Origin of the sequence: Brevibacterium sp. W7.2 (assembly GCF_018137945.1) — a bacterium.
GTDB classification, from domain to species: Bacteria; Actinomycetota; Actinomycetes; order Actinomycetales; family Brevibacteriaceae; genus Brevibacterium; species Brevibacterium sanguinis.
Genome location: NZ_CP073089.1, coordinates 2,076,062 through 2,097,647, shown reverse-complemented (window position 1 = coordinate 2,097,647; position 21,586 = coordinate 2,076,062). Strand labels below are relative to the sequence as shown.

Sequence of the window (21,586 nt, the reverse complement as noted above, 5' to 3'; positions counted from 1 at the left end):
CGTGGGCGCAGCGGGAGAGCGGCGGTTGCGCGCGTCGGTGATCGGCGGGCCGCGCGGATGCCGTCGACAGTCACGCGGATGCCGCCGATCGCTCCGCGATGCGACCCGTGGCCTGGGCGGGGTCGGGAAACCCGCTGCGAACCGATATCCTCGGACGAATGAACACCCGCACTTTCTCTCGGAGGCCCCGATGACCGACACTCCCCACGACCGCATGCACGTCGTCTCCGATGAGACCCGCAATCTCGTCAACCTCGTGCTCGACTACTCACGGCGGCGCACCCTCGCCGTCGACACCCCGCTCGACCACCCGATGAAGGACTCCGAGCTTACGCGGCTGGCCGGACCGACGATCAGCGAGGAGGGCCTCGGATCGGCGCGCGCACTCGCGATCTTCGAGCACATCTTCGCCCCCGCGTGCATCACGACCGACCACCCGAAGTACCTCTCCTTCATCCCCAGCGCCCCGACGAAGGCCGCCGTGGCCTTCGACCTCGTCGTCTCCGCGAGCGCCCTCTACGGAGGATCGTGGCTCGAAGGCGCCGGAGTCGTCCACGCCGAGAACGAAGTGCTGTCGTGGCTCGCCTCGGAGTTCGGCCTCCCGAAGACCGCCGGTGGGGTGTTCGTCCAGGGCGGGACGATCGGCAACCTCTCCGCGCTCGTCGCGGCCCGGGAGGCGCAGAAGGCGAAACTCGGCGACACGCGTCCGGGCCGGTGGGTCATCGTCTGCAGCGCCGAGGCGCACTCCTCGGTGAAGTCCGCCGCTGACGTCATGGACGTCGACATCGCCCCCGTGCCCACCGATGAGTCGGGAATCCTCCGACCCGAGGGCGTCCGGGAGGCGCTCGAGGAGCACGGCGACGCCGTCATCGCCGTCGTCGCCACCTCGGGGACGACGAACTTCGGGACGATCGACGACATCGCCGGAATCGCCGCTCTCAAGGACGACTTCGACTTCTGGCTCCACATCGACGGCGCGTACGGGCTCGCCGCGATGCTCTCACCGCTCGCCAAGCACAAGTTCGCCGGTGTCGAACGGGCCGACTCCGTCATCGTCGACCCGCACAAGTGGCTCTTCGCCCCCTTCGACGCGTGTGCGCTCATCTACCGCGATCCCCGCAACGGCCGGCGCGCCCACACGCAGAAGGCGGAGTACCTCGACACCCTCACCGAGTCCGATGAGTGGAGTCCCTCGGACTACGCCATCCAGCTCACGCGCCGCCCGCGCGGCCTGCCCCTGTGGTTCTCGCTCGCGACCTACGGCGCGCAGACCTATCGCGACGCGATCAGCCATTCGATCGATCTCGCCCGGCAGATCAGCACGGAGATCAAGAAGCGGCCGAACCTCCGCCTCGTGCGCGACCCCGAGCTCTCCGTCGTCGTCTTCGAACGCGTCGGCTGGGAGCGCGAGGACTACGACGCCTGGTCGGACAAGCTGCTCGAGGAGCAGCGGGCCTTCGTCGTCCCCAGCTCCCACGACGGTCGCCCGAACGCGCGGTTCGCGATCGTCAATCCGCTCACGACCTTCGACGACCTCGTCGACATCCTCGACACCATGGAGTGAGCCCGCCTCATCCGACGGCGCCGCTCTCCCGATGCAGGGAGGGCGGCGCCGTCGGCGTTCTCGGGCCCTGTGTTGCCTGGCCGATCGCCGTCGGGCCCGGTCAGGTCCGGTCGGTCCCGCCAGGTCGCAGCTCGACGGTGAAGACGGGCAGGAGCGCCTGTGTGATCGGTCCGATGCTCAGCGCGTAGAGCGCGGTGCCGATCCCGATGACCCCGCCGAGCGCCCACCCGACGGCGACCACGGTGACCTCGATGAGCGTGCGGACGAGCCGGATCGAGCGCCCGGTGACCCGGGAGAGCCCCGTCATCAGGCCGTCGCGCGGCCCCGGTCCGAACTGCGAGCCGATGTACATCGCCGAGGCGACCCCGTTGAGGACGACGCCGGAGACGAGGAGGACGATCCGCCACCCCAGGTCCTCGGGCTGCGGCAGGAAGAGCAGGGTGACGTCGAGGGCCGGACCGATGAGCAGGGCATTGAGCACCGTGCCCAGGCCCGGCATCTGCCTGAGCGGGATCCAGGCGAGGAGGACGAGCACCGAGGTGATCGTGATGATCGTGCCGAACGTCAGCGGGACGTGCCTGAGGATGCCCGAATGGAGCACGTCCCACGGAATCATGCCGAGGCCGGCGACGACGACCATCGCCATCGACGCACCGTAGAGGTAGAGGCCGACGAGCAGCTGGACGAGACGGCGGGGGAGCCGTCCCCCGGACAGCTGCTGGAGCGGTCCGACGTTGGCGAGTTCGCGGCGCGGTGGGGGAGTCGAGGCCATGGCGTGGACTTTCGGGTCGGTCTTCGGCGGAGGACCGCACGGGAGTGCGGCGTCTCACCATGATGACGCGAATTGGCATTGCGGAAAATAGCCAATTGCGACAAAGTGGTTCCATGACGACTGCGATGGGAGCCCGCCGGCTGGCCCGGATCATCGGCACCGGCCCGTTCGCGCCGCCGGCCTATGAGTCGCTGGCCGGGGCGATCGCCCACGCGGTCTCCGATGGCCGCATCCCCGTCGGCGTCCGCCTGCCGAGCGAACGCGAACTCGCGACCGCTCTCGACCTCTCCCGGACGACGTCGTCGCGGGCGTACGCTCGGCTGCGGGAACTCGGGTTCGTCCGCACGCGGCGAGGGTCGGGCAGCCTCGTCGAACTTCCCGAGGTGCCCGGCGGTCGCATCGACCACCTGCTCTCCCCGACGGAGCCGACGGCGGGTTCGATCGATCTCACGTGCACGGCCACGGTCGCACCGCTCGGGCTCGTCGACGCCTATGAGCGGGCGGTCTCGCAGGTCCACGCGTATCTGCCGGGCACCGGCTACTATCCCTCGGGCATCCCGGCGCTGCGCGAACTCGTCGCCGCTCGCTACACGCAGCGCGGTCTGCCGACCCGCCCCGACGACATCCTCATCACCTCCGGCGCCCTGGGCGGCGCGGCGATCGGCATCCGCGCCCTGCTCGGCGGGTCCGGCGGCGTCCTCGTCGAGAGCCCGAGCTACCCGAACGCGATCGCGACGATCGAGGGCGCCGGCGCCCGCATCGTCGCCTACCCGCTCGAGGTCGACGACGACGGCCGCCACCGCTGGGACGTCAGGGCGATGGGGCAGACGATGCGCGAGAACCGCGTGCGCGCCGCCTATCTCATCCCCGACTTCCACAATCCCACCGGGGCGCTCCTGCCCGATGCCGACCGCGCAGTGCTGGCCGAGGAGCTCGGGAGATCCGGAGTCGTTCCCGTCGTCGACGAGTCGCTCGTCGAGCTCGGCCTCGACGGCACGCCGGGACAGACGCCCCTGTCGGTGTTCGCCCCCGACTCGATCGCCGTGGGAAGCACGAGCAAGATCTTCTGGGGCGGGTTGCGGGTCGGCTGGATGCGGGTGCCGGCCGGCCGGATGGAGGAAGCCGCCGTCGTCCGCCTCACTCTCGACCTCGGAGCGCCCGTCCTCGAGCAGCTCGTCGCCGTCGAACTCCTGCGCAACCACGATGAGCTCGTCGCGCAGATGCGAGCTCGGCTCGCCGCGGCCCGTGACCGCCTCGTCGCCGACGTGCGCACCCACCTGCCGAGTTGGCAGGTCGCCGTGCCCGGCGGCGGCATGGCGCTGTGGGCGCGGCTGCCCGAGGAACGCTCCGGGGCGCTCGTCTCCGCGGCCCGCGCGCACGGCGTCACCCTGGCATCGGGTCCGAACTTCGCCCCGATCGGCGGGCTCGACCGGTGGATCCGCCTCCCCTACACCGTCGCCGAGGCGGAGCTGGCCGAGGTCGCCCCGCGCCTGGCCGCGGCGTGGGAGGACGCCCTGCGGATGCCCGGTCCCATCCCCGACGAACGCGCGCGGATCGTCGCGTGACCGGTTGGCAGACGCTCGGCTGCCTCGGTGCCGTGGCCGTCGGCATCCTCGCCGGCACCCTGATCCCCGGTGCCGGGGACCTCGCCGGACAGCTCGTCACCCCGGTGCTCGTCCTGCTGCTCTTCACGACGTTCGCCACCATCCCGCTGCCCGGGGTGGCACGCGCATTCGGGAGGCCGCGCTTCGCGCTCACGGTCCTCGGACTCAACTTCCTCGTCGTCCCTCTCGTCGTCGCGGGCATCCACCTCGCTGTGCCCCTGCCGGGCCCCGTCGTCGTCCCGGTGCTCATCGTCCTGCTCACCCCGTGCATCGACTACGTCATCGTCTTCACCGGGCTGGCCGGAGGCGCCGCGGACAGGCTGCTCGTGCTCACCCCCGTCCTCATGCTCGCCCAGATCCTCCTGCTCCCGGTGTGGCTGCGGGTCATCCTCGGCGAGGACGCGACCGCGGCCCTCACCCCCGGCCCCTTCCTCTGGGCGCTCGTCGTCTTCATCATCGTCCCGCTCCTCGCCGCGGCTCTCCTTCAGGTCGCGGCAGCCCGGTCGCCCGGGGCCGCGCGCGTGCTCACCGGAGCGACCGCGGCGATGACGCCGCTCATGCTCCTCACCCTCGCCGTTGTCGCCGCCGCCGAGGCGGCCGTCGTCCTTCCCCATCTCTCCGACCTCGGTGCCGCGGCCCTTTCCTTCATCGTCTTCGCCGTGGTGATGACGGGCATCGGATGGCTCGTCGGCCGGGCGAGTCTGCCTGAGCCGGGGGAGCGGCGGGCCCTGATCTTCACCGGAGTGACGAGGAACTCGCTCGTCATGCTGCCTCTCGTCCGCGCTGTCGATCCGGACGGCCTGGGCGCCGCGGCCGTCGTCACCCAGACACTCATCGAACTCGTCACGATGGTCGCCCTCGTGTGGCTCGTGCCGCGGATCGTTCCCCGCACTGCGATGTCCGAAAACCGCTAGCACCGTACCGTGCAGGAGAGCAGAATGGTCCTATGCTCTCCACGGATCAGTGCTATCAGGCAGTCGCAGGCCGCGACCGGCGCTTCGACGGCATGTTCTTCACCGCCGTGTCGACGACGCGGATCTTCTGCCGCCCCTCGTGCCCGGCGCGCACGCCGATGCGGGAGAACGTCACGTTCTATCCCACCGCTGCCGCTGCCGTCGAGGCCGGCTATCGGGCGTGCAAGCGGTGCCGACCCGATGTCAGTCCCGGGTCCCCGGACTGGGATGTCCGCGCCGATGTCAGCGCCCGAGCGGTGCGGCTCATCCGCGACGGCCTCGTCGACCGGTCCGGCGTCTCGGGACTGGCCGCGGCACTCGGCTACAGCAGCCGGCAGCTCGGCCGGGTCCTCCACGCCGAACTCGGGGCCGGGCCCTTGGCGCTGGCCCGCAGCGAGCGGGTCCGCACCGCGCGCACCCTCGTCGAATCGACGACGCTGACGATGAGCGAGATCGCCTTCGCCTCGGGATTCTCGAGCATCCGGCAGTTCAACGACACGTTCAGGGACACGTACGGTCTGGCCCCCGGGCGGCTGCGCACCGGTTCGCGGGTGCCGCGCGGCGACGACCTCGTCGTCCGGCTCGCGTACCGGCCCCCGTTCGACTTCGACCACCTCGTCGCCTATCTCGCCGCCCGCAGTGTTCCGGGCATCGAGGAGGTCGGGGACGGGCGCTACACCCGGTCGCTGCGCCTCGCCCACGGGCCTGCCGTGATATCGCTCGCTGCCGGGACCGGGGACTTCGTCAGCTGCCGTCTCCACCTCGCCGACACCCGCGACCTCGGTGCGGCAGTGGCGCGGGCACGCCGGATTCTCGATCTCGACGCGGACCCCGCCGCCGTCCACGGGACCCTCGCCGAGGCGGGGCTGAGCGACCTTGCCGCCCTCGTGCCGGGCATCCGCTCACCGGGGCACGGCGATCCGGTCGAGCTCTCCGTCCGCACCGTGCTCGGCCAGCAGATCTCGATCCGCGCCGCCCAGACCCATCTCACCCGCCTCGTCGAGTCCACCGGTGAGACGCTTCCCACCGAGATGCGCACGGGTGCCGTCGATCGGGTGTTCCCGAGCGCCGAGGCGATCGCGGAGGTGCCCGATGACGCGTGGGCGCTGCCGGCCAAGCGCATCGCCACGCTGCGCTCCCTCGCCGAGGCGCTCGCACGGCGCGACATCGACCTCGGTGCCGGCTGCGACCGGGAGGAGGCCGCGGTGAGACTGCTCGCGCTGCCCGGCGTCGGGCCGTGGAGCGTCGGCTACATCCGGATGCGCGCCCTCGGCGATCCCGATGTCCTCCTCGGCTCCGACCTCGGGGTGCGGAAGGCGCTTGAGGATCTCACCGCCGACGCCGGAGCGCGGGGGCTGCCCGACCTCGACCGGGTCCGCCCGTGGCGGTCGTATCTCACCCATCTGCTCTGGGCCCTCCACGCCCGATCAGTCGCGCCGGGTCCCTGACTGCAGAGAAGGTCTCACCGCAGGCGACCCCGCTGCCATGACGGCAGGGCACCGTCGACCACACCATCCATCCCACTGAGAGGAACGACCATGACGTTCACGACTCCGAGGACCGACGTCCTCATCTACTCGATCATCGACTCACCCGTCGGGCAGATCCTGCTCACCTCGGACGGGACCAGCCTCACCGGTGCCTACCTCGACGGATTCGCCGAGGTCCTCGACCGCCTCACGGTGCGCACCGGCGCCGACCCGGTCGAGGACCCCGACCTCGACGTCCTCGTCGCGGCGCGAGCGCAGCTGGGGGAGTACTTCGCGGGGGAGCGGACAGAGTTCACCCTGCCGCTCGCCCCCCTCGGCACCGACTTCCAGCTGCAGGTGTGGGAGGCCCTGACGACGATTCCCTTCGGTCAGACCGCCGGCTACGGCGAACTCGCGGGATGGATCGAGCGCCCGACCGCGGCGCGTGCCGTCGGGGCGGCCAACGGGAAGAACCCGATCAGCATCATCGTCCCCTGCCACCGGGTCATCGGTGCCGGAGGTGCGCTCACCGGGTATGCGTGGGGCGAGGAGAGGAAGCAGACGTTGCTCGACCTCGAGCGGTCAGCCGGCTGACAGGCGCCCGTCGCGGGAACGACGGCCTCGGTGGAACGACGAAGGCCCCGGACTCATTCGTCCGGGGCCTTCGCCCTGCGGTGGAGGTAAGGGGATTCGAACCCCTGACCTTCTCCATGCCATGGAGACGCGCTACCAACTGCGCCATACCCCCGCTTGCCTGATCAATATTACTCAGGCGCGGGCTGTGCGCCAAATCGGCGGTGCGTGACGCTCGGCACATCCCGCGGAAAGGCGCTGGTGACGCCGATGGCAGACCGCACGTTGCTGGTGACACCGGGCCCGCGACCAGGGTTCGACCGGCCGCGGGCCCGCGACCGCTCAGACGAACGGGCGGACGTGCCAGAGATAGCGCGCGATGTCGCGTTCGCGGCGCCGGGCCAGTTCCTCCCGGGCGGCCAGGCTGCTGACCTCGGCGATGCGACGGTCGACGTCGCGCTGCGTGACCGCAGCTGACGCGACGTGCGGGCGCCGAGCCCAGCGGACCAGGCGCAGACCCGCTGACAGCGCGACCCGTCTGGGAAAGGTGAATGCAAATGTTGTCGACACGATTAGTCCTCAATTGTTTTCGGGCAGGGGAAATCCCCAGAAGAGTGTTGAGTGAAACTCACTGTTTCGACCGTGCAGCAATGCACGAGAAGCAATGAGGTGAAATGCTCGCTGAACAGAATTCCGAGACATCGGCACCGTGCCGCGCGACGATCACAGGGAGGACGTGAGGATCACAGTCCGGGCGTGAAGGGCCACGGGGGCGTGCGATGCGCGAGGCGCAGTGGAATCGCCGGCGTTCAGAGTGCCGGCGGAAGAAGACGAGTCAGGCTGGAAGGATCAGCCGTCGAGTCCCAGTCCGCCGACCGAGCAGGCAGCGAGCGTCGTCGGACGGATGTCGGAGTCCGGAAAGACGGGGCGGAAGATGTCGAAGATATTCATCTCAGCTGCACTCCTTTCATGGTCGTGGATCGTCGATGAGCGGCGTCAGTGCTCATGGGGAACAATGCAATTCTTTATGGGTGCGAATCCGTAATTGCACTCTCGAAGTTATCACAGTCTCATCGTGTTGTGGGACTTCTGGTCAGAATTGCTGAACTTTATCTCTCCGCCGGTCATTATCCGTGTCGTCGGCATTGTGCGCAGACCCACATGTCGCCATGTGCGGAATGCCCAGCGCGGACCGCCTGCGCCCACGTAGAATCGCTGAGAGAACCGCTACCAGCCAGGAGTCCTCCATGTCAGAATCCGCTGCCTCCCTGCCGCGCCTCGTCGTCGGCTACATCGCCACCGACCGCGGACGCGACGCCATCTCCCTGGCGATCTCGATCGCCCGCTCCGTCGCCGTCGAACTCGTGGTCACGATCATCCGGCCGGAGACCTCGACGTTCCACGCCGCCGGGTCGATCCCCAAGGACGGCACGGGAATCGTCGCCCAGCAGCTCGACGACTGGCTCGAGGAGGCCCTCGCGCTCATCCCCGACGACATCGCCGCCCGCGGTGTCATCCACACCGCGACGAACGAGTCGAAAGGGCTCATGGAGGTCGCCTCCGACGAGGACGCCGTCGCCATCGTCATCGGCGCGCGTGCGACGACGCTCATGCGCCAGTTCCGCATCGGCACGGTCGCCACCTCGCTGCTCCACTCCTCCGAGGTCCCCGTCGTCCTCGCCCCGGCCGGGCGCTCGGACATCGGCCCGGTCTCGCGCATCACTGCGCTCTTCGGCGCCCGTCCCGGTGCTGCCGCCCTCGTCGGCTCGGCGATCGAAGCCGCGACCGCCTTCGACGTGCCCCTCCGTCTGCTCGCGCTCATCGAGAACGACGGCATGGCCGAGGACGAGGTCGCCGAGGTCACCGAGTTCGCCGAGGAGTTCGGCGGAGCGATGCTCGCCGGTCGCGCCTCCGACCTCTTCGCCTCCGGCCGGGCCACCGTCGTCTCGGAGGCCGGCGCCGATATCGAAGAGGCCGCCGAGAGCGTCGAATGGATCTCCGGTGAGCTCGCCTTCATCGGCTCGAGCCGGCTCGGTCACGGGCGCGTGTTCATCGGTGCCCGGGCCCGCCGCCTCCTGCGCGTGCTTCCGGTGCCCGTCGTCGTCATCCCGCGTCGCACCCTGTCCGGCGCCGCTCCCGCGGAGGCCTCCGACACCGCCGAGGCGGCCACCGCGGCCGACGACAGCTGAGCGTGGGGGAGGCAGAGCGCCGCGACCTCAGCGTCGCCGGGCATCCCACCCCGGTGTGGGTCCACCCCGGACGCAGGCCCGGGCGACCGGTGCTCATGATCCACGGCTTCCGGGGCGACCACCACGGTCTCGACCGGATCGCCCACGCGCTGCGCGATCGCACCGTCATCGTCCCCGACCTGCCGGGCTTCGGTGAGGCGGCGCCCCTGACCGGCGGGCTGAGTCTGGCCGCCTACCTCGATCATCTCCGCCTGCTCATCGCCGAGGTGACCGCTCAGTGGGAGGCCGTGCCGATCCTCGTCGGCCACTCCTTCGGGTCGATCCTCGTCTCGCACCTCGCCGCAGACGATCCTGCCGCGATGCCCGAACTCGTCCTCATCAACCCGATCACCACCCCCGCCCTCGAGGGCTCGGCACGCGTCCTCACGGCACTGACCCGGGTCTACTACGAACTCGGCGCCCGCCTGCCGGAGCGACCCGGCCGGGCCCTGCTCGCGAGTCCCGTCATCGTCCGGCTGATGAGCGAGGTGATGGCGACGACGAAGGATCCCGGGCTGCGCCGCTACATCCACGACCAGCACGCCCGCTACTTCTCAACCTTCAGCGACCGGCGCTCCCTCGCGCAGGCCTTCGACGTGTCCGTCGCCCACACCGTCACCGAGGTGGCCCCCGCTCTGACGATGCCCCTCCTCGTCATCGCGGGGGACCGGGATGCGATCGCCCCGATCGACGTCACCCGCTCCGTCGTGCGCGGACTCGACGACGTCAGGTTCGTCGAACTCTCCGGGGTGGGGCACCTCGTCCACTACGAGCGGCCCGAGGCGGCCGCCTCGGCGATCGAGGAATTCTCCCGCACACGCGACTGACCGCGCCGCAGATGCTCTGCGACGCGGTCAGCGATGTCTCAGGTCAGCGGTGACCCGACATGAGGATCAGGAGCGACGATCGACGATCGCGTGGTAGATCATCGGCAGCATGAAGGCGATCGTGGCGACGACGAGGCCGGCCCAGAACACCCAGAACTCGGTGCCGGCGGGGGAGGAGAACGCCGCGCCGAAGAGGTAGATCGAGAAGATGAAGAGCGCGAAGCAGACGACGAAGACGACGACGTCAGCGAAGTTCGCGGAGTTCTGCGTTCTCTGCGCGGCGGGGTTGGACATGTTCTCCTCCGAGACTTGCGGCGATACGGCGATGATCAGCCATCAGTCTACATGCCGTAGAGAACGAGACGGGCATTCCGGCGGCGGCCGTGTCAGTCCCGGGCGTACAAGGTCAGTCCCGGGCGTACGAGGTCAGTCCCGGTCGTACGAGCGCTCCGGGGCGAGCCAGCCGAGCAGCGCGGAGACGACGGAGACGATGATCGCGGCGAGGATCGCCTGGAAGAAGAACGAGTCGATCGTGAAGACGAACGGCGTGAACCCGCTCAGCCAGCTCGTCAGCGCGAGCATCGCGGCGTTGATGACGATCGAGAACAGACCGAGCGTCAGACAGGTGATCGGTGCCGACAGCACGCTGATGATCGGTTTGATGAAGGCGTTGGCCAACCCGAAGATCAGACCGATGACGAGGTAGGAGACGACCATCGCGAAGACCGGACCGACCTGTTCCTCGATGAGCTCATTGCCGGCGATGCTCACGCCGGGCAGCAGCCACACGGCCACCCAGATGGCGAAGGCGTTGATGCCGACTCGGAAGAGGAAGTTCATGGTCATATCCTTTCACTCCCGTCTGCGGGTCCACTGAGTCAGGGATGGGAAAGCCGTGTCCGCGACTCCGTCCGCTGGTCCCTGACCTGTGCCGATGAGACAGGGTGCCTGATGCGATCGTGACCGACGACACCGCCTGGCGCGGGCGCTCGGCAGGTAGGCTGGGAGCAGAGTTCCCATCCCACCGATGTGCATCTACCGAGTGCAGAGCAGTTCACCACGGCGGCACCGAATCCTCGCAGCGCATTGCGAGGCAGAAACGAAGAACGCCATGCAGCACCCCGATCAGAGGACACCGCACACCGAGCCCCCGACCGCCGAACCCGGCCTGCTCCGCGCCGTCGGTCTCAGCTATTTCCCCATCGCCTTCCTCGCCCGCATGCCCTATGCGATGGTCGTCGTCGGCGTCCTCACGCTCGTCGTCGCCGGCCGCGACTCGCTCAGCCTCGGCGGTCTCAACTCCGCGATGGTCGGGCTCGGCACGGCGATCTTCGGCTCCTTCATCGGCGCCGCCGCCGACCGCTGGGGACAGCGTCCCGTCCTCCTCGTCGTCGGGGCGATCAACAGCGCGGCTCTGCTCTTCCTCGCCTGGGTCGTCTTCTCCCCGCTGCCCGACGTCGTCGTCCTCCTCGCGTCCTTCCTCATCGGAGCGAGCGCCCCGCAGGTCTCCCCGATGTCGCGCTCCCGCCTCGTCGACGTCATCCTCTCGGTGCTGCCCGGCACCCGGCAGTCGAAGGTGCTCAACGGCACGATGGCCTACGAGTCCGCCGCCGACGAGGTCGTCTTCGTCTTCGGCCCCTTCATCGTCGGGCTGCTCGCCACCTGGTTCTCACCCGTCGCCCCGATCATCGGTGCCGTGGCCATGACGCTCATCTTCGTCACCGCCTTCGCCCTCCACCGCAGCGGTCGCATCGCGACGTCCGGCGCAGCTGCCGCCGTCGTCAAGGGACCGGTGCGCGACCTCTTCACCGGACGGATCTTCGTCGTCGTCCTCGGCGTCTTCGGCATCGGGCTCGTCTTCGGTTCGACGCTCACGGCCCTGACCTCCCTGATGAATGACCTCGGCCACCCCGAACAGGCCGGGCTCGTCTACGGCGTCCTCGGCATCGGCTCGGCGATCCTCGCGATCTCCGTCGCCCTCTTCTCCCCGCGCTTCGCCCTCTGGGCGAGGCTGCTGAGCTTCGCCCCGCTGCTGCTCGCCGGCACCATCGTGCTCGCGACCGCCTCGGCGATGCCCGGGGTCGTCATCGGGCTCCTCCTCATGGGCACGGCGATCGGGCCGTCGCTCGTCACCCTCTTCAGCCTCGCCGCCGAACGCAGCCCCCGCGGACGCTCGGCCACCGTGATGTCGATGGCGGGATCGGCGATCATCGTCGGACAGTCCGTGGCCTCGGCGCTCGGCGGCATCCTCGCCGAGGAGGTCGGGACGTCCACGGCCATCGCCGTGCCGATCGGGGCCGCGATCGTCGTCGTCCTCGCCGCCCTCCTCAACGTCCTCGTGCGCTTCCGCCAGCGGAAACGAGATGTGGTTCACACGTAGATTCCGCGATCTGGGACGCCTCTTCCCATTCCGGCGAAAATGTGCTGTGTGCCATGTCGTGGGAGTAGAGTAACCGGTTGTTCGCGCTCTCACATCGCGCGATCGCACGACACAACGGAAAGCACGATATGTCTACCAGCACCTCGACGACCGAGGTCGTCAAGAGCGATACGCGGTTCTTCGGACACCCGCTTCCGCTCTTCCAGCTCTTCAGCCTCGAACTGTGGGAGCGCTTCTCCTACTACGGCATGAACGGCATCCTCGCCCTCTACCTGTACTTCCAGGTCACAGACGGCGGACTCGGACTCCCGCAGGCCACAGCGGTCGGGATCGTCGGCGCCTACGGCGGTGCCGTCTTCCTCGCCACCATCCTCGGCGCCTGGGTCGCCGACCGCATCCTCGGCGCGGAGAAGGTCCTCTTCTACTCGGCGATCATCATCATGGCCGGCCACATCGCGCTGGCGCTTGTGCCGGGATTCGGCGGAGTCGCCGCCGGCCTCATCCTCGTGGCCCTCGGTTCCGGCGGCCTCAAGGCCAACGCCTCCGCGCTCGTCGGCGAGCTCTACGAGGAGAAGGATCCCCGCCGCGACGCGGGCTTCACGATCTTCTACATGGGCGTCAACATCGGTGCCCTCTTCGGCCCGCTCATCACCGGTCTGCTCCAGCAGAACATCGGCTTCCACTACGGCTTCGGCGCCGCCGCGGTCGGTATGGCGCTCGGCCTCGTCATCTACGGCAGCGGCCGGAAGAAGCTGCCCGCCGAATCGCGCACCGCGGTCAACCCGCTGCCGAAGTCGAAGCTCTACCTCTTCATCGTCGCGGTCGTCGCCGTCGTCGTCCTCGCCACCGTGCTGTGGATGACGGGTCTCGTCAACCCCGAGAACCTCGACTGGTGGATCGCCGGCATCTCCGCGGCAGCCGCTGCGTGCTACTTCATCGTCATGTACACCTCGCCGCAGACGAACGCCACCGAGCGCTCCCGGGTGCTCGCGTTCATTCCGTTCTTCATCACGAGCGTCGTCTTCTGGTCGATGTACCAGCAGATCTTCGGTGTCCTCACCGTCTACTCCGACGGTCAGCTCAACCGGTCGATCTTCGGGTGGGAGATGCCGATCAACTGGATCCAGCTCATCCCCGCCGCGTTCGTCATCATCTTCGCGCCGCTGTTCGCGACGATGTGGATGAAGCTCGGTCCCAAGCAGATCTCGACCCCGGTCAAGGCGGGTCTCTCGCTCGTCTTCATCGGCCTCGGATTCCTCATGTTCCTGCCGTATGCGACGGCGCCGGCGAACTCGACGCCGCTGCTGTGGGTCTGCCTCATCCTCGCGATCTTCGTCTTCGGCGAGCTGCTCATCTCCCCGGTCGGCCTGTCGTTCTCGACGAAGGTCGCCCCGAAGGTGTTCCAGTCGCAGATGATCGCCGTGTTCTTCCTCGCCTCCGGTGTGGGCACCGCACTCTCGGGTGTGCTCGGCGGCTACTTCGATCCGGCGAACCAGACCCCGTACTGGACGTCGATCGGCGGCACCTCGATCGTCCTCGGCCTCCTCGCGCTGACGCTGACGAAGCCGATGCTCAAGATGCTCAAGGGCGTGCGCTGATCCGCCTCTGACACCCGTATATCTGACACCCGCCGCCGCGGGTGACCAGACTGCAGGGAACCGCCCTGTCCGGAACTGTCCGGACAGGGCGGTTCTGTCGTGCCGGCCCTGCGGTCGGCAGCCTCGGCGACGGACGAGCGGCGCGGACGAGAACGTCGGACGACAGCCCTCGACGGGATCAGCCCCGAACGGGATCAGACCCCGATGAAGATCGGCAGCGCCTGCGGGTGGTGGGCGGCGACGATCGTGAGGAAGACGATCGCGTCGAAGATGAGATGGACCGTGACGGTGTAGGGCAGGGACTTCGTCTTCGTGAAGATCACCGCCTGGACGAGGGCGAAGGGAATCGTCAGCAGCGGACCGATCGACCGGTAGCCGAGCTCCCAGAGGAACGAGACGAAGATGATCGTCGTGAGCACGTTCGCCGTCCAGAAGTCGAAGTGCCGGCGGAGCAGGGCGAAGACCGTGCAGATGAAGAACAGCTCGTCCCAGAGGCCGACGGCGTTGACGCCGATGAAGAGCCTGAGGATCTCATGCCACTCGGTCACCGCCGGCCAGTTGAGGTAGACCCCGGTGCGGAAGAAGTACTGGGGGAGGACGAGCCAGGCGACGACGACGACGAAGATCAGCCATCCCCACTCGAGCTTCGACCACGGCTGACCGTGCCGGCGCGGGTAGACGATGCTCTTCTCCTTGAACCAGTACCGGGTGACGAGGAAGGGCCCGATGACGACGGCACTGAGCACGATCCCCATCCGCAGGATGTTCGTCCACGAGATGTCGGCTTCGACGGAGATCGCGGAGATGAGCGCGAGAGCCCCGGCGATGACGCTGAGATCCCGGGCGAAGCTCCGGTCCGCGGTCGTCCACGCGAGGATGAGGGATGCGGCCATCGGCGCATAGCCCCACACCTTGACGGCCCGGAACTCCGTGCCGATCCCGAAGAGGATGACCGCCGCGGCGGCGAGGAGGACCGCGGCGAGCCCCGGACGTGAGACGACGCTCCATCTTCTCGGTTCGGTCTGTTCCTCCACGTCACCCACTCTAATCGAGACGGGCAGGGCACATTGGTGAAGAGCGGCGCCCACACCCTAGGATCGACGGAGACATCCCCGACCGGACGACTCACCGCGACTCCTCCGGCCCGCCGCAGCGAAAGGACGTGCGTGGACCCCGAGGCCTATTCCCGGATCATCGCCGGAGCTCTGCCAGTCGGCAGTGAGACCGTGCCCCTCGCCGAGGCGGTCGGTCGGATCCTCGCCCACGACGTCGTCGCCCGGGAGCCGATCCCGGCCTTCGCCACCTCGGCGATGGACGGCTACGCCCTCGATTCCCGCGCCCTCGCACGGGCCCGCACGGGCGCCCCCGTCACCGTGGTCGGCGACGTGCCCGCCGGGCACCGGCCGGTCGACATCGCCCCCGGCACGGCGGTGCGGGTGATGACGGGTGCCGCGGTGCCGGCCGGTGCCGCGGCCGTCGTCCCCGTCGAATTCACCGATGCCGCACGGACCGGAGAGATCCCTGAGACGATCACCGTCGCCGGTCTGCCGGAGACGATCGTCGGCCGGTGGAACATCCGCGATGTCGGTGAGGACACCGCGGTCGGCGACATCGTCGTCCTCGGCGGTCAGCGCCTGGGGGCCGCGGCGATCGGGACGCTCGCGACGCTCGGGGAGACCACCGTCGAGGTGCGGCGACGGCTGCGCGTCGGACTCATCGTCACCGGCGACGAACTCGCCCCCGCCCCGGGTGCGGCGACGGCGACCGCGCCGATCATCCCGAACTCGAACCTGCCGATGCTCGCCGCCGCCATCGTCACCGCCGGCGCGATCCCGCACCTGGGCACGAGCGGCGACGATCCGGCCGAGTTCCTCGCCGTGCTCGACGGTCTCCTCCCCGACGTCGACCTCGTCATCACGACCGGCGGGATCAGCGCCGGGGCCTTCGAGGTCGTGCGGGCGAGCCTCGAGGGCACCGACTCCGAGTTCGTCCGGGTGCGCCAGCGTCCCGGGGGTCCGCAGGGCTTTGGGCGCCGCGGCGGCGTGCCCCTGCTCCACTTCCCGGGCACCCCGTCCGGCGCGCTCCTGTCCTTCCACCTCTTCGCGCTCTCCCTGATGTCGGGGACCGACCTCGCCGCACGCTGGCAGCGGGCCGTCTACGCCGGCCCCTACCTCGCCGGGCACGTCAAGGGCGTGTCCTTCGTCCCCGTCACCGTCTCGGTCGAGGGCACCGTCGTCCTGGCCGAACGCGCCCGGCTGCGCGACTTCGCCGGTGCCGATGCGATCCTCCGCGTGTCCGCCGCACCGGCGGCGATCACCGCCGGCGACCTCGTTCAGGTGCTCCCGCTGCCGGCCACCGGCCTCGAGCGGTAGCGGGCGGCGAGCGCGCGTGCGCGCACCGGACCTAGACTGAGAACCATGGATCTTGCCCGCTACACCCGCCAGATCCGCCTCCGCGGATTCGGCGCACAAGCCCAGGAGAGACTGCTCGCCTCCCACGTCGTCGTCATCGGCGCCGGGGGCCTCGGGGCGCCCGTGCTCACTTATCTCGCCGCCGCCGGGGTCGGCACCATCAGCGTCATCGACCCCGACGTCGTCGAGCTGAGCAACCTCCACCGGCAGTTCCTCCACGCCGAGGAGGAGGTCGGCAACCGCAAGGTCGACTCCGCGGCCCGGCGGCTGGCCGGACTCAACTCCGACATCGAGATCATCACGCACCCGGTGCTGCTCACCGCCGACAACGCCGAGGAGCTGCTGACCGGGGCCGACATCGTCGTCGACGGCAGCGACAACTTCGAGACCCGCTACCTCGTCAACGATGCGTGCGAGATGCTCGGGATCCCCCTCGTGTGGGGCACGATCCTCGGCTTCGACGGACAGCTCGCCGTCTTCGACGCCCGCACCGGGTCGACGCTGCGCGACCTCCACCCCGAGATGCCCGCGCCCGGGTCAGTGCCCAACTGTGCGACCGCCGGGGTCATCGGCGCCCTGTGCGGCAGCATCGGCTCGGCGATGGCGATGGAGACGATCAAGGTGCTCGCCGGCATCGGCACGCCCCTGCGCGACGCCGTCTCGATCCACAGCAGCCTCGATGCGAGCTGGGAGACGATCCCCGTCGCCCGCGACCCCGAGCGCCGGCCCGTGACGAGCCTCGAGACCTACCGCACCGGCGGTGCCTCGGGGGCAGCGGTCGCCCCCGCCGCGGCGAACGCGTCTGCCGCCGCGGCGACCCCGTCTGCCGACGAGGCCATCCCGGTCATCACGTGGGAGGACCTCACCGGGGACGACGTGCTCGTCGACATCAGGGACGACGACGAGGTGGCGGCGGGCAGCGTCGCCGGTGCCGCCCACATTCCCATGGACCGACTCCTCGCCGATCCCGAGCTGCTCACAGCGACCGAGGGTGCGACGGATTCCGCGCGCTTCGCCCTCTACTGCCGGTCAGGGGTGCGCTCGGCCCGGACGGTCAGCGCTCTGCGCCGGGCAGGGATCGATGCCGTGTCGATCTCCGGCGGCTACCTCGCCCACCTCTCCCGCGGCAGCATCGACGCCGCGTCCTGACCGACGGTCGCACCCCCCAAAAGGCGGTCACGCCCCAGCGGGCGGTCACTCCTCGAAACGCGGACCCACGCTCACACAGCGCGGCGTCCCGCTCAGCCCCCGGCGAAGGGCGGGAGGACGTCGACGGTGTCTCCGGCGGCCAAGGGCGCCTGCCGGTCGGTGCGCGCCCGGGCGTTGACGAGGAAGCTCGACCGCTCAAGGACAGTGACCGCCTCGGTGTCGGCTCCAGCGGTGAGGACGGAGATGAGATCGGCGAGAGTGGCCGCCTCGGCGGTCGACTCCTTCGTGCCGAACGCCTCCCGGGCGGCGGCGAAGAAGCGCACGGTGACGGTCGCGGGTGCGGCGGCCTGCGAGGCTGCGGTGGTCGACACGGTCTCTCTCATCCTCCGATGGCGCTCATCGGTCGCTGCGGCTGGGTGAAGTCGGCGGAGTCCATGCCGTGCCCGGCGAGCTTCGCCCAGTGCGCGCCCTTCCACAGGTTCGCGATCTCCTCATCAGAGGCCCCTGAGCGCAGCGCGGCGAGCAGATCGACCTCGGTGCGGGAGAACAGGCACGTGCGCACCCGGCCCTCGGCGGTCAGCCGGGTGCGGGTGCAGTCGGCGCAGAACGGGCGCGTGACCGAGGCGATGATGCCGACGTCGCCGAGGTCGGTGTCCGGATCCTCACGGCTCGCCACCCGGAACTTCTCCGCCGGTGCCGCACCGCGCGGGGCCTCGTCCGGCGTGAGGACGAAGCGGGGTTCGAGCAGTGCGAAGACGTCAGCGGCGGTGATCATCGTCCCGCGATCCCACGAGTGCCCCGCGTCGAGGGGCATCTGCTCGATGAACCGCAGGGACAGTCCGTGGTCGAGGCACCACTGGAGGAGGTCGGGTGCCTGCGTGTCGTTGACTCCCGGCAAGAGCACGGCGTTGATCTTCACCGGGTCGAGACCGGCATCCTTCGCCCCCTGGATCCCGTCGAGGACGCGCTGGAGGAACGGACGCCGGGTGATCTCTGAGAACGTGTCCGCATCGACCGTGTCGAGGGAGACGTTGATCCGGTCGAGACCGGCCTCCTTGAGCTTCGCCGCGCGCTTGTCGAGACCGATCGCGTTCGTCGTCAGGGCGATGTTCGGCCGCGGTGTCAGGGCGGCGACGCCTGCGATGATGTCGGTGATGTCGTGGCGGGTCAGCGGCTCTCCGCCGGTGAACCGGATCTGGTCGACGCAGAACCGCTCGACGCCGATGCGGGCGAAGCGGATGATCTCCTCGGCGCTCATCGCCGCGTCGCGGGGCATGAACTCGACACCCTCGGCGGGCATGCAGTAGCTGCAGCGCAGGTTGCAGAAATCCGTCAGCGAGATCCGCAGGTCCCGCGCCCGCCGTCCGAACGTGTCGAGGAGCGACTCCTCGCTGTGCGCGGTGAACGACGTGCCCGGGTCGAGAGTCGGAGTCCTCACCACCGGGGTCGGCAGGCCGATCGTCCCCATGTCCGTTCTCCTCCCTTCCGTAAGCTCTTCGCTATCATCGTCCCATGACCAGCGCCTTCACGCATCGTCGTCGGGTATTCGAGACGATCAGTCCGCTGCGCGGCTCGGCGCGCATGCCCCTGACCGCCCTTCTTGAGGTGCCCAGGCAGCTTGCCGCCGATGTCGTCTCCGCCGTCGACGTCCCCGCCTTCGACAACTCGAGCATGGACGGCTTCGCCGTCTCGGCACAGACCCTGACGAGCGCACCGCGGGACGGGTCCCGCCTCGGCCCGCTGCCCGTCGTCGGGCAGGTCGCCGCGGGAGCCCGGGGCGCTGCCGTGGACCCCGGCACCGTCGTCGAGATCATGACCGGGGCCCCGGTGCCCGAGGGTGCCGACACGATCATCCCCATCGAGGCCACCGAACCGGGCACCTTCGGGGCGAGGGAGATCACCGTTAAGGACGCACCCGCACCCGGCGCGTTCGTCCGCGCCCGCGGCAGCGACGTCACCGCCGGAACCACCGTGCTGCGCGCCGGTGCGCTGCTCACTCCCGCCCGCCTCGGCGTCGCCGCTGCCTGCGGAGTCGTCGACCTCGACGTCGTCACCCTCCCGCGGATCCTCGTCCTCAGCACCGGAGACGAGATCGCCGGGGACGCCGACGCCGGCATCGAGGACGCCAACGGCATCACCCTGACCGCGAGTCTCACCCGCCTCGGCGCCGAGGTCACCCGGCTGCGGGTGCCCGACGACCCGGAGGAGCTGCTGCGCCGAGTGCGCGCCGTCGACACCGACCTCGTCGTGTCCACCGGCGGGATCTCGAAGGGCGCCCGCGAGGTCGTCAAACTCGCCGCGGCCCTCGACCCGGCCGCGGACATGCTCTTCGAGCCCATCGCCATGCAGCCCGGCGGACCGCAGGGCGTGGGCACGCTCGCCGGTCTTCCCTGGGTGGCCCTGCCGGGCAACCCGGTGAGCGCCCTCATCAGCGTCGAGCTCTTCATCCGCCCCGCCCTCCTCGGCATCGACCCCGGCCTCGATGCCCGCCCCGTCGGCTTCCACCCGCTGACCGCCGACCTCGACGAGACCCCGCCTGCCGGCAAGCTCCAGGTGCGGCGGGCGATCGTCGACGACGACGGGATCACCCTCGTCGGCGGCTCCCGGTCGCATCTGCTCCACAGCTACGCCGAGAGCACCCACCTCGTCTTCATCCCGCCCACCGACGACCCTGACGACCCGTTCGCGGCCGCGGGGGATAGGCTGAGAACGTGGACAATCGCGTGAGCCTCACACACCTCGACGAGTCCGGAGCCGCCCGGATGGTCGACGTCGGCGACAAGAGCACCACCCGGCGGCGGGCCGTGGCCACGGCCACGATCACGACGACCCCGGAGGTCATCTCCCTCATCGGTCAGGCGGGCCTGCCCAAGGGCGATGCCCTGCCGGTGGCGCGCATCGCCGCGGTGATGGGCGCCAAGCGCACGAGCGACCTCATCCCGCTCTGCCATCCGCTGCCGCTGACCGGCGTCGATGTCGACTTCACCCTCACGGACTCCGCCGTCACGGTGACCGCGGCCGTGAAGACGGTGTCGGTGACCGGTGTCGAGATGGAGGCCCTGACCGCCGTCTCCGTCGCCGCGCTGACGATCTTCGACATGATCAAGGCCGTCGACAACCGCGCGGTCATCGGGGACATCAAGGTCCTCGAGAAGTCCGGCGGCAAGAGCGGGGACTGGAAGCGGGAGTCATGACCGTCATCACCACCGGCATCACCGAGTCCCCGATCAGCGTGACCGAGCTCGAACCCGAGGTCGTCACCGCCGAATGCGGGGCCGCAGTGACCTTCTCCGGGATCATCCGCGACCACGATTCGGGCCGCGGTGTCACCCGGCTCGTCTACGAATCCCACCCGCTGGCGCCGGCGCAGATCGCCGAGGTGGCCGCCGAGGTGGCCGCCCGGCATCCCGCGGTCCGCCTCTCCGTCGTCCATCGGGTCGGAGAGCTGTCCGTCGGCGATGTGGCGCTGGCCGCCGTCGTCGCCTCACCGCACCGCCGGGAGTCCTTCGTCGCGTGCGGCGAGCTCGTCGACGAGGTCAAGGAGAAGGTGGCGATCTGGAAGCACCAGTTCTTCACCGACGGCGACGACGAATGGGTGGGAGCGCTCGAATGACTCAGCTGCGCATCAGCGAGGCCGCCCGGTTCCTCGGCGTCAGCGACGACACGATCCGTCGCTGGATCAGCGACGGCCGGCTCGCGCAGCACAAGGACGCCTCGAACCGGTCCGTCGTCGACGGGGCCGAACTCGCCGTGCTCGCCCAGGACGGCGCCGGTTCCCTCGACGACCCGACGCACGTGCGCAGCTCGGCGCGCAACCGCTTCACCGGTCTCGTCACCGACGTCGTCATCGACGGGGTGATGGCGCAGGTCAGCCTCCAGTGCGGGCCGTTTAGGGTCGTGTCCCTGATGTCCGCCGAGGCGTGCCGTCAGCTCGAACTCGAACCCGGCAGCCTCGCCACTGCGGCCGTCAAGGCGACGATGGTGTGGATCGACACCGCCGGCGGCGACTGACCCGAATCAGTCTCAGATGCTGATGCAGATGCTCTGAAACTCCGCAT

General features: G+C 69.6%; 22 protein-coding genes and 1 tRNA gene. 15 read left to right on the top strand and 8 right to left on the bottom strand.

Translation table 11 applies throughout. The annotated features are described in order from the left end of the window. The first annotated feature begins 190 nt into the window (after window positions 1-190). On the top strand, window positions 191-1,564 hold the full coding sequence (locus J9315_RS09430) for an aminotransferase class V-fold PLP-dependent enzyme (protein WP_198498664.1): 1,374 nt from the start codon (window positions 191-193) through the stop codon (window positions 1,562-1,564). Between the two features lie 100 nt (window positions 1,565-1,664). On the opposite strand, the gene J9315_RS09425 is transcribed toward J9315_RS09430, so the two are convergent. Next, window positions 1,665-2,336, bottom strand: coding sequence for a hypothetical protein (locus J9315_RS09425; RefSeq protein ID WP_211977666.1), 672 nt, complete (start codon window positions 2,334-2,336; stop codon window positions 1,665-1,667). 113 nt (window positions 2,337-2,449) lie between these two features. Here J9315_RS09425 and J9315_RS09420 point away from each other — a divergent pair, with 113 nt between their 5' ends. The 4 genes from J9315_RS09420 to J9315_RS09405 all read left to right on the top strand — a co-directional run bounded on the left by J9315_RS09420 (window position 2,450) and on the right by J9315_RS09405 (window position 6,956). Further along, entirely contained in the window at window positions 2,450-3,901 is a 1,452-nt protein-coding gene (locus tag J9315_RS09420) for a PLP-dependent aminotransferase family protein (protein WP_249120864.1), read from the top strand. Continuing rightward, complete coding sequence (locus J9315_RS09415) at window positions 3,898-4,854, top strand: arsenic resistance protein (RefSeq protein WP_198498666.1); 957 nt, start codon at window positions 3,898-3,900, stop codon at window positions 4,852-4,854. The genes J9315_RS09420 and J9315_RS09415 overlap by 4 nt, the downstream gene beginning before the upstream one ends. A 32-nt stretch (window positions 4,855-4,886) precedes the next feature. Continuing rightward, window positions 4,887-6,341: an AlkA N-terminal domain-containing protein gene (locus tag J9315_RS09410; RefSeq protein ID WP_198498667.1), complete on the top strand. Its 1,455-nt coding sequence runs from the start codon at window positions 4,887-4,889 to the stop codon at window positions 6,339-6,341. A 90-nt stretch (window positions 6,342-6,431) separates the two neighbouring features. After that, entirely contained in the window at window positions 6,432-6,956 is a 525-nt protein-coding gene (locus J9315_RS09405) for a methylated-DNA--[protein]-cysteine S-methyltransferase (RefSeq protein ID WP_198498668.1), read from the top strand. 81 nt (window positions 6,957-7,037) lie between these two features. On the opposite strand, the gene J9315_RS09400 is transcribed toward J9315_RS09405, so the two are convergent. Next, window positions 7,038-7,110: transfer RNA gene (locus tag J9315_RS09400), tRNA-Ala, on the bottom strand. Window positions 7,111-7,277: 167 nt separating this feature from the next. Further along, window positions 7,278-7,505, bottom strand: a complete 228-nt coding sequence (locus tag J9315_RS09395) for a hypothetical protein (protein ID WP_198498669.1) — start codon at window positions 7,503-7,505, stop codon at window positions 7,278-7,280. 677 nt (window positions 7,506-8,182) lie between these two features. On the opposite strand from J9315_RS09395, the gene J9315_RS09390 reads away from it, so the two are divergent. Both J9315_RS09390 and J9315_RS09385 read left to right on the top strand, forming a co-directional pair. Next, the gene (locus J9315_RS09390; protein WP_232623582.1) at window positions 8,183-9,124 is read left to right on the top strand and encodes a universal stress protein; all 942 of its coding nucleotides are present in this window, start codon (window positions 8,183-8,185) and stop codon (window positions 9,122-9,124) included. Between the two features lie 2 nt (window positions 9,125-9,126). Beyond that, window positions 9,127-9,990 carry an alpha/beta hydrolase gene (locus J9315_RS09385; RefSeq protein ID WP_198498670.1) on the top strand — a complete coding sequence of 288 codons (864 nt, stop codon included), beginning with the start codon at window positions 9,127-9,129 and terminating at the stop codon, window positions 9,988-9,990. A 66-nt stretch (window positions 9,991-10,056) separates the two neighbouring features. On the opposite strand, the gene J9315_RS09380 is transcribed toward J9315_RS09385, so the two are convergent. Both J9315_RS09380 and J9315_RS09375 read right to left on the bottom strand, forming a co-directional pair. Then, complete coding sequence (locus J9315_RS09380) at window positions 10,057-10,284, bottom strand: hypothetical protein (protein ID WP_198498671.1); 228 nt, start codon at window positions 10,282-10,284, stop codon at window positions 10,057-10,059. A 132-nt stretch (window positions 10,285-10,416) separates the two neighbouring features. Continuing rightward, on the bottom strand, window positions 10,417-10,830 hold the full coding sequence (locus J9315_RS09375) for a phage holin family protein (protein WP_140955080.1): 414 nt from the start codon (window positions 10,828-10,830) through the stop codon (window positions 10,417-10,419). Window positions 10,831-11,101: 271 nt separating this feature from the next. Between J9315_RS09375 and J9315_RS09370 the strand changes: the two genes are divergently transcribed. Next, a complete protein-coding gene (locus J9315_RS09370; RefSeq protein WP_198498672.1) occupies window positions 11,102-12,370 on the top strand; it encodes an MFS transporter in 1,269 nt (422 codons plus the stop codon). Between the two features lie 128 nt (window positions 12,371-12,498). Continuing rightward, window positions 12,499-13,968: a peptide MFS transporter gene (locus J9315_RS09365; protein ID WP_198498673.1), complete on the top strand. Its 1,470-nt coding sequence runs from the start codon at window positions 12,499-12,501 to the stop codon at window positions 13,966-13,968. A 194-nt stretch (window positions 13,969-14,162) separates the two neighbouring features. On the opposite strand, the gene J9315_RS09360 is transcribed toward J9315_RS09365, so the two are convergent. Further along, window positions 14,163-15,002: a type II CAAX endopeptidase family protein gene (locus J9315_RS09360; RefSeq protein ID WP_232623583.1), complete on the bottom strand. Its 840-nt coding sequence runs from the start codon at window positions 15,000-15,002 to the stop codon at window positions 14,163-14,165. Between the two features lie 132 nt (window positions 15,003-15,134). On the opposite strand from J9315_RS09360, the gene J9315_RS09355 reads away from it, so the two are divergent. Next, window positions 15,135-16,340 (top strand): molybdopterin molybdotransferase MoeA, encoded by a 1,206-nt coding sequence (locus J9315_RS09355; protein ID WP_211977664.1) that lies wholly within the window; start codon window positions 15,135-15,137, stop codon window positions 16,338-16,340. 45 nt (window positions 16,341-16,385) lie between these two features. Then, window positions 16,386-17,528 carry a ThiF family adenylyltransferase gene (locus J9315_RS09350; protein ID WP_198498676.1) on the top strand — a complete coding sequence of 381 codons (1,143 nt, stop codon included), beginning with the start codon at window positions 16,386-16,388 and terminating at the stop codon, window positions 17,526-17,528. Between the two features lie 92 nt (window positions 17,529-17,620). Here the strand turns inward: J9315_RS09350 and J9315_RS09345 are convergent, their stop codons facing one another. Both J9315_RS09345 and moaA read right to left on the bottom strand, forming a co-directional pair. After that, entirely contained in the window at window positions 17,621-17,899 is a 279-nt protein-coding gene (locus J9315_RS09345) for a MoaD/ThiS family protein (protein WP_232623584.1), read from the bottom strand. Between the two features lie 8 nt (window positions 17,900-17,907). Next, window positions 17,908-18,996: a GTP 3',8-cyclase MoaA gene (gene moaA / locus J9315_RS09340; RefSeq protein WP_198498678.1), complete on the bottom strand. Its 1,089-nt coding sequence runs from the start codon at window positions 18,994-18,996 to the stop codon at window positions 17,908-17,910. A gap of 44 nt (window positions 18,997-19,040) precedes the next feature. On the opposite strand from moaA, the gene J9315_RS09335 reads away from it, so the two are divergent. Genes J9315_RS09335 through J9315_RS09320 form a run of 4 tightly spaced genes read left to right on the top strand, consistent with a single transcriptional unit; the run spans window position 19,041 to window position 21,539 of the window. Continuing rightward, window positions 19,041-20,255 carry a molybdopterin molybdotransferase MoeA gene (locus tag J9315_RS09335; protein WP_198498679.1) on the top strand — a complete coding sequence of 405 codons (1,215 nt, stop codon included), beginning with the start codon at window positions 19,041-19,043 and terminating at the stop codon, window positions 20,253-20,255. After that, window positions 20,252-20,722, top strand: a complete 471-nt coding sequence (moaC, locus tag J9315_RS09330) for a cyclic pyranopterin monophosphate synthase MoaC (protein WP_282959845.1) — start codon at window positions 20,252-20,254, stop codon at window positions 20,720-20,722. The genes J9315_RS09335 and moaC overlap by 4 nt, the downstream gene beginning before the upstream one ends. Further along, window positions 20,719-21,141 (top strand): molybdenum cofactor biosynthesis protein MoaE, encoded by a 423-nt coding sequence (locus J9315_RS09325; RefSeq protein ID WP_198498681.1) that lies wholly within the window; start codon window positions 20,719-20,721, stop codon window positions 21,139-21,141. The genes moaC and J9315_RS09325 overlap by 4 nt, the downstream gene beginning before the upstream one ends. After that, entirely contained in the window at window positions 21,138-21,539 is a 402-nt protein-coding gene (locus J9315_RS09320; RefSeq protein ID WP_198498682.1) for a TOBE domain-containing protein, read from the top strand. The genes J9315_RS09325 and J9315_RS09320 overlap by 4 nt, the downstream gene beginning before the upstream one ends. Window positions 21,540-21,586 lie beyond the last annotated feature (47 nt).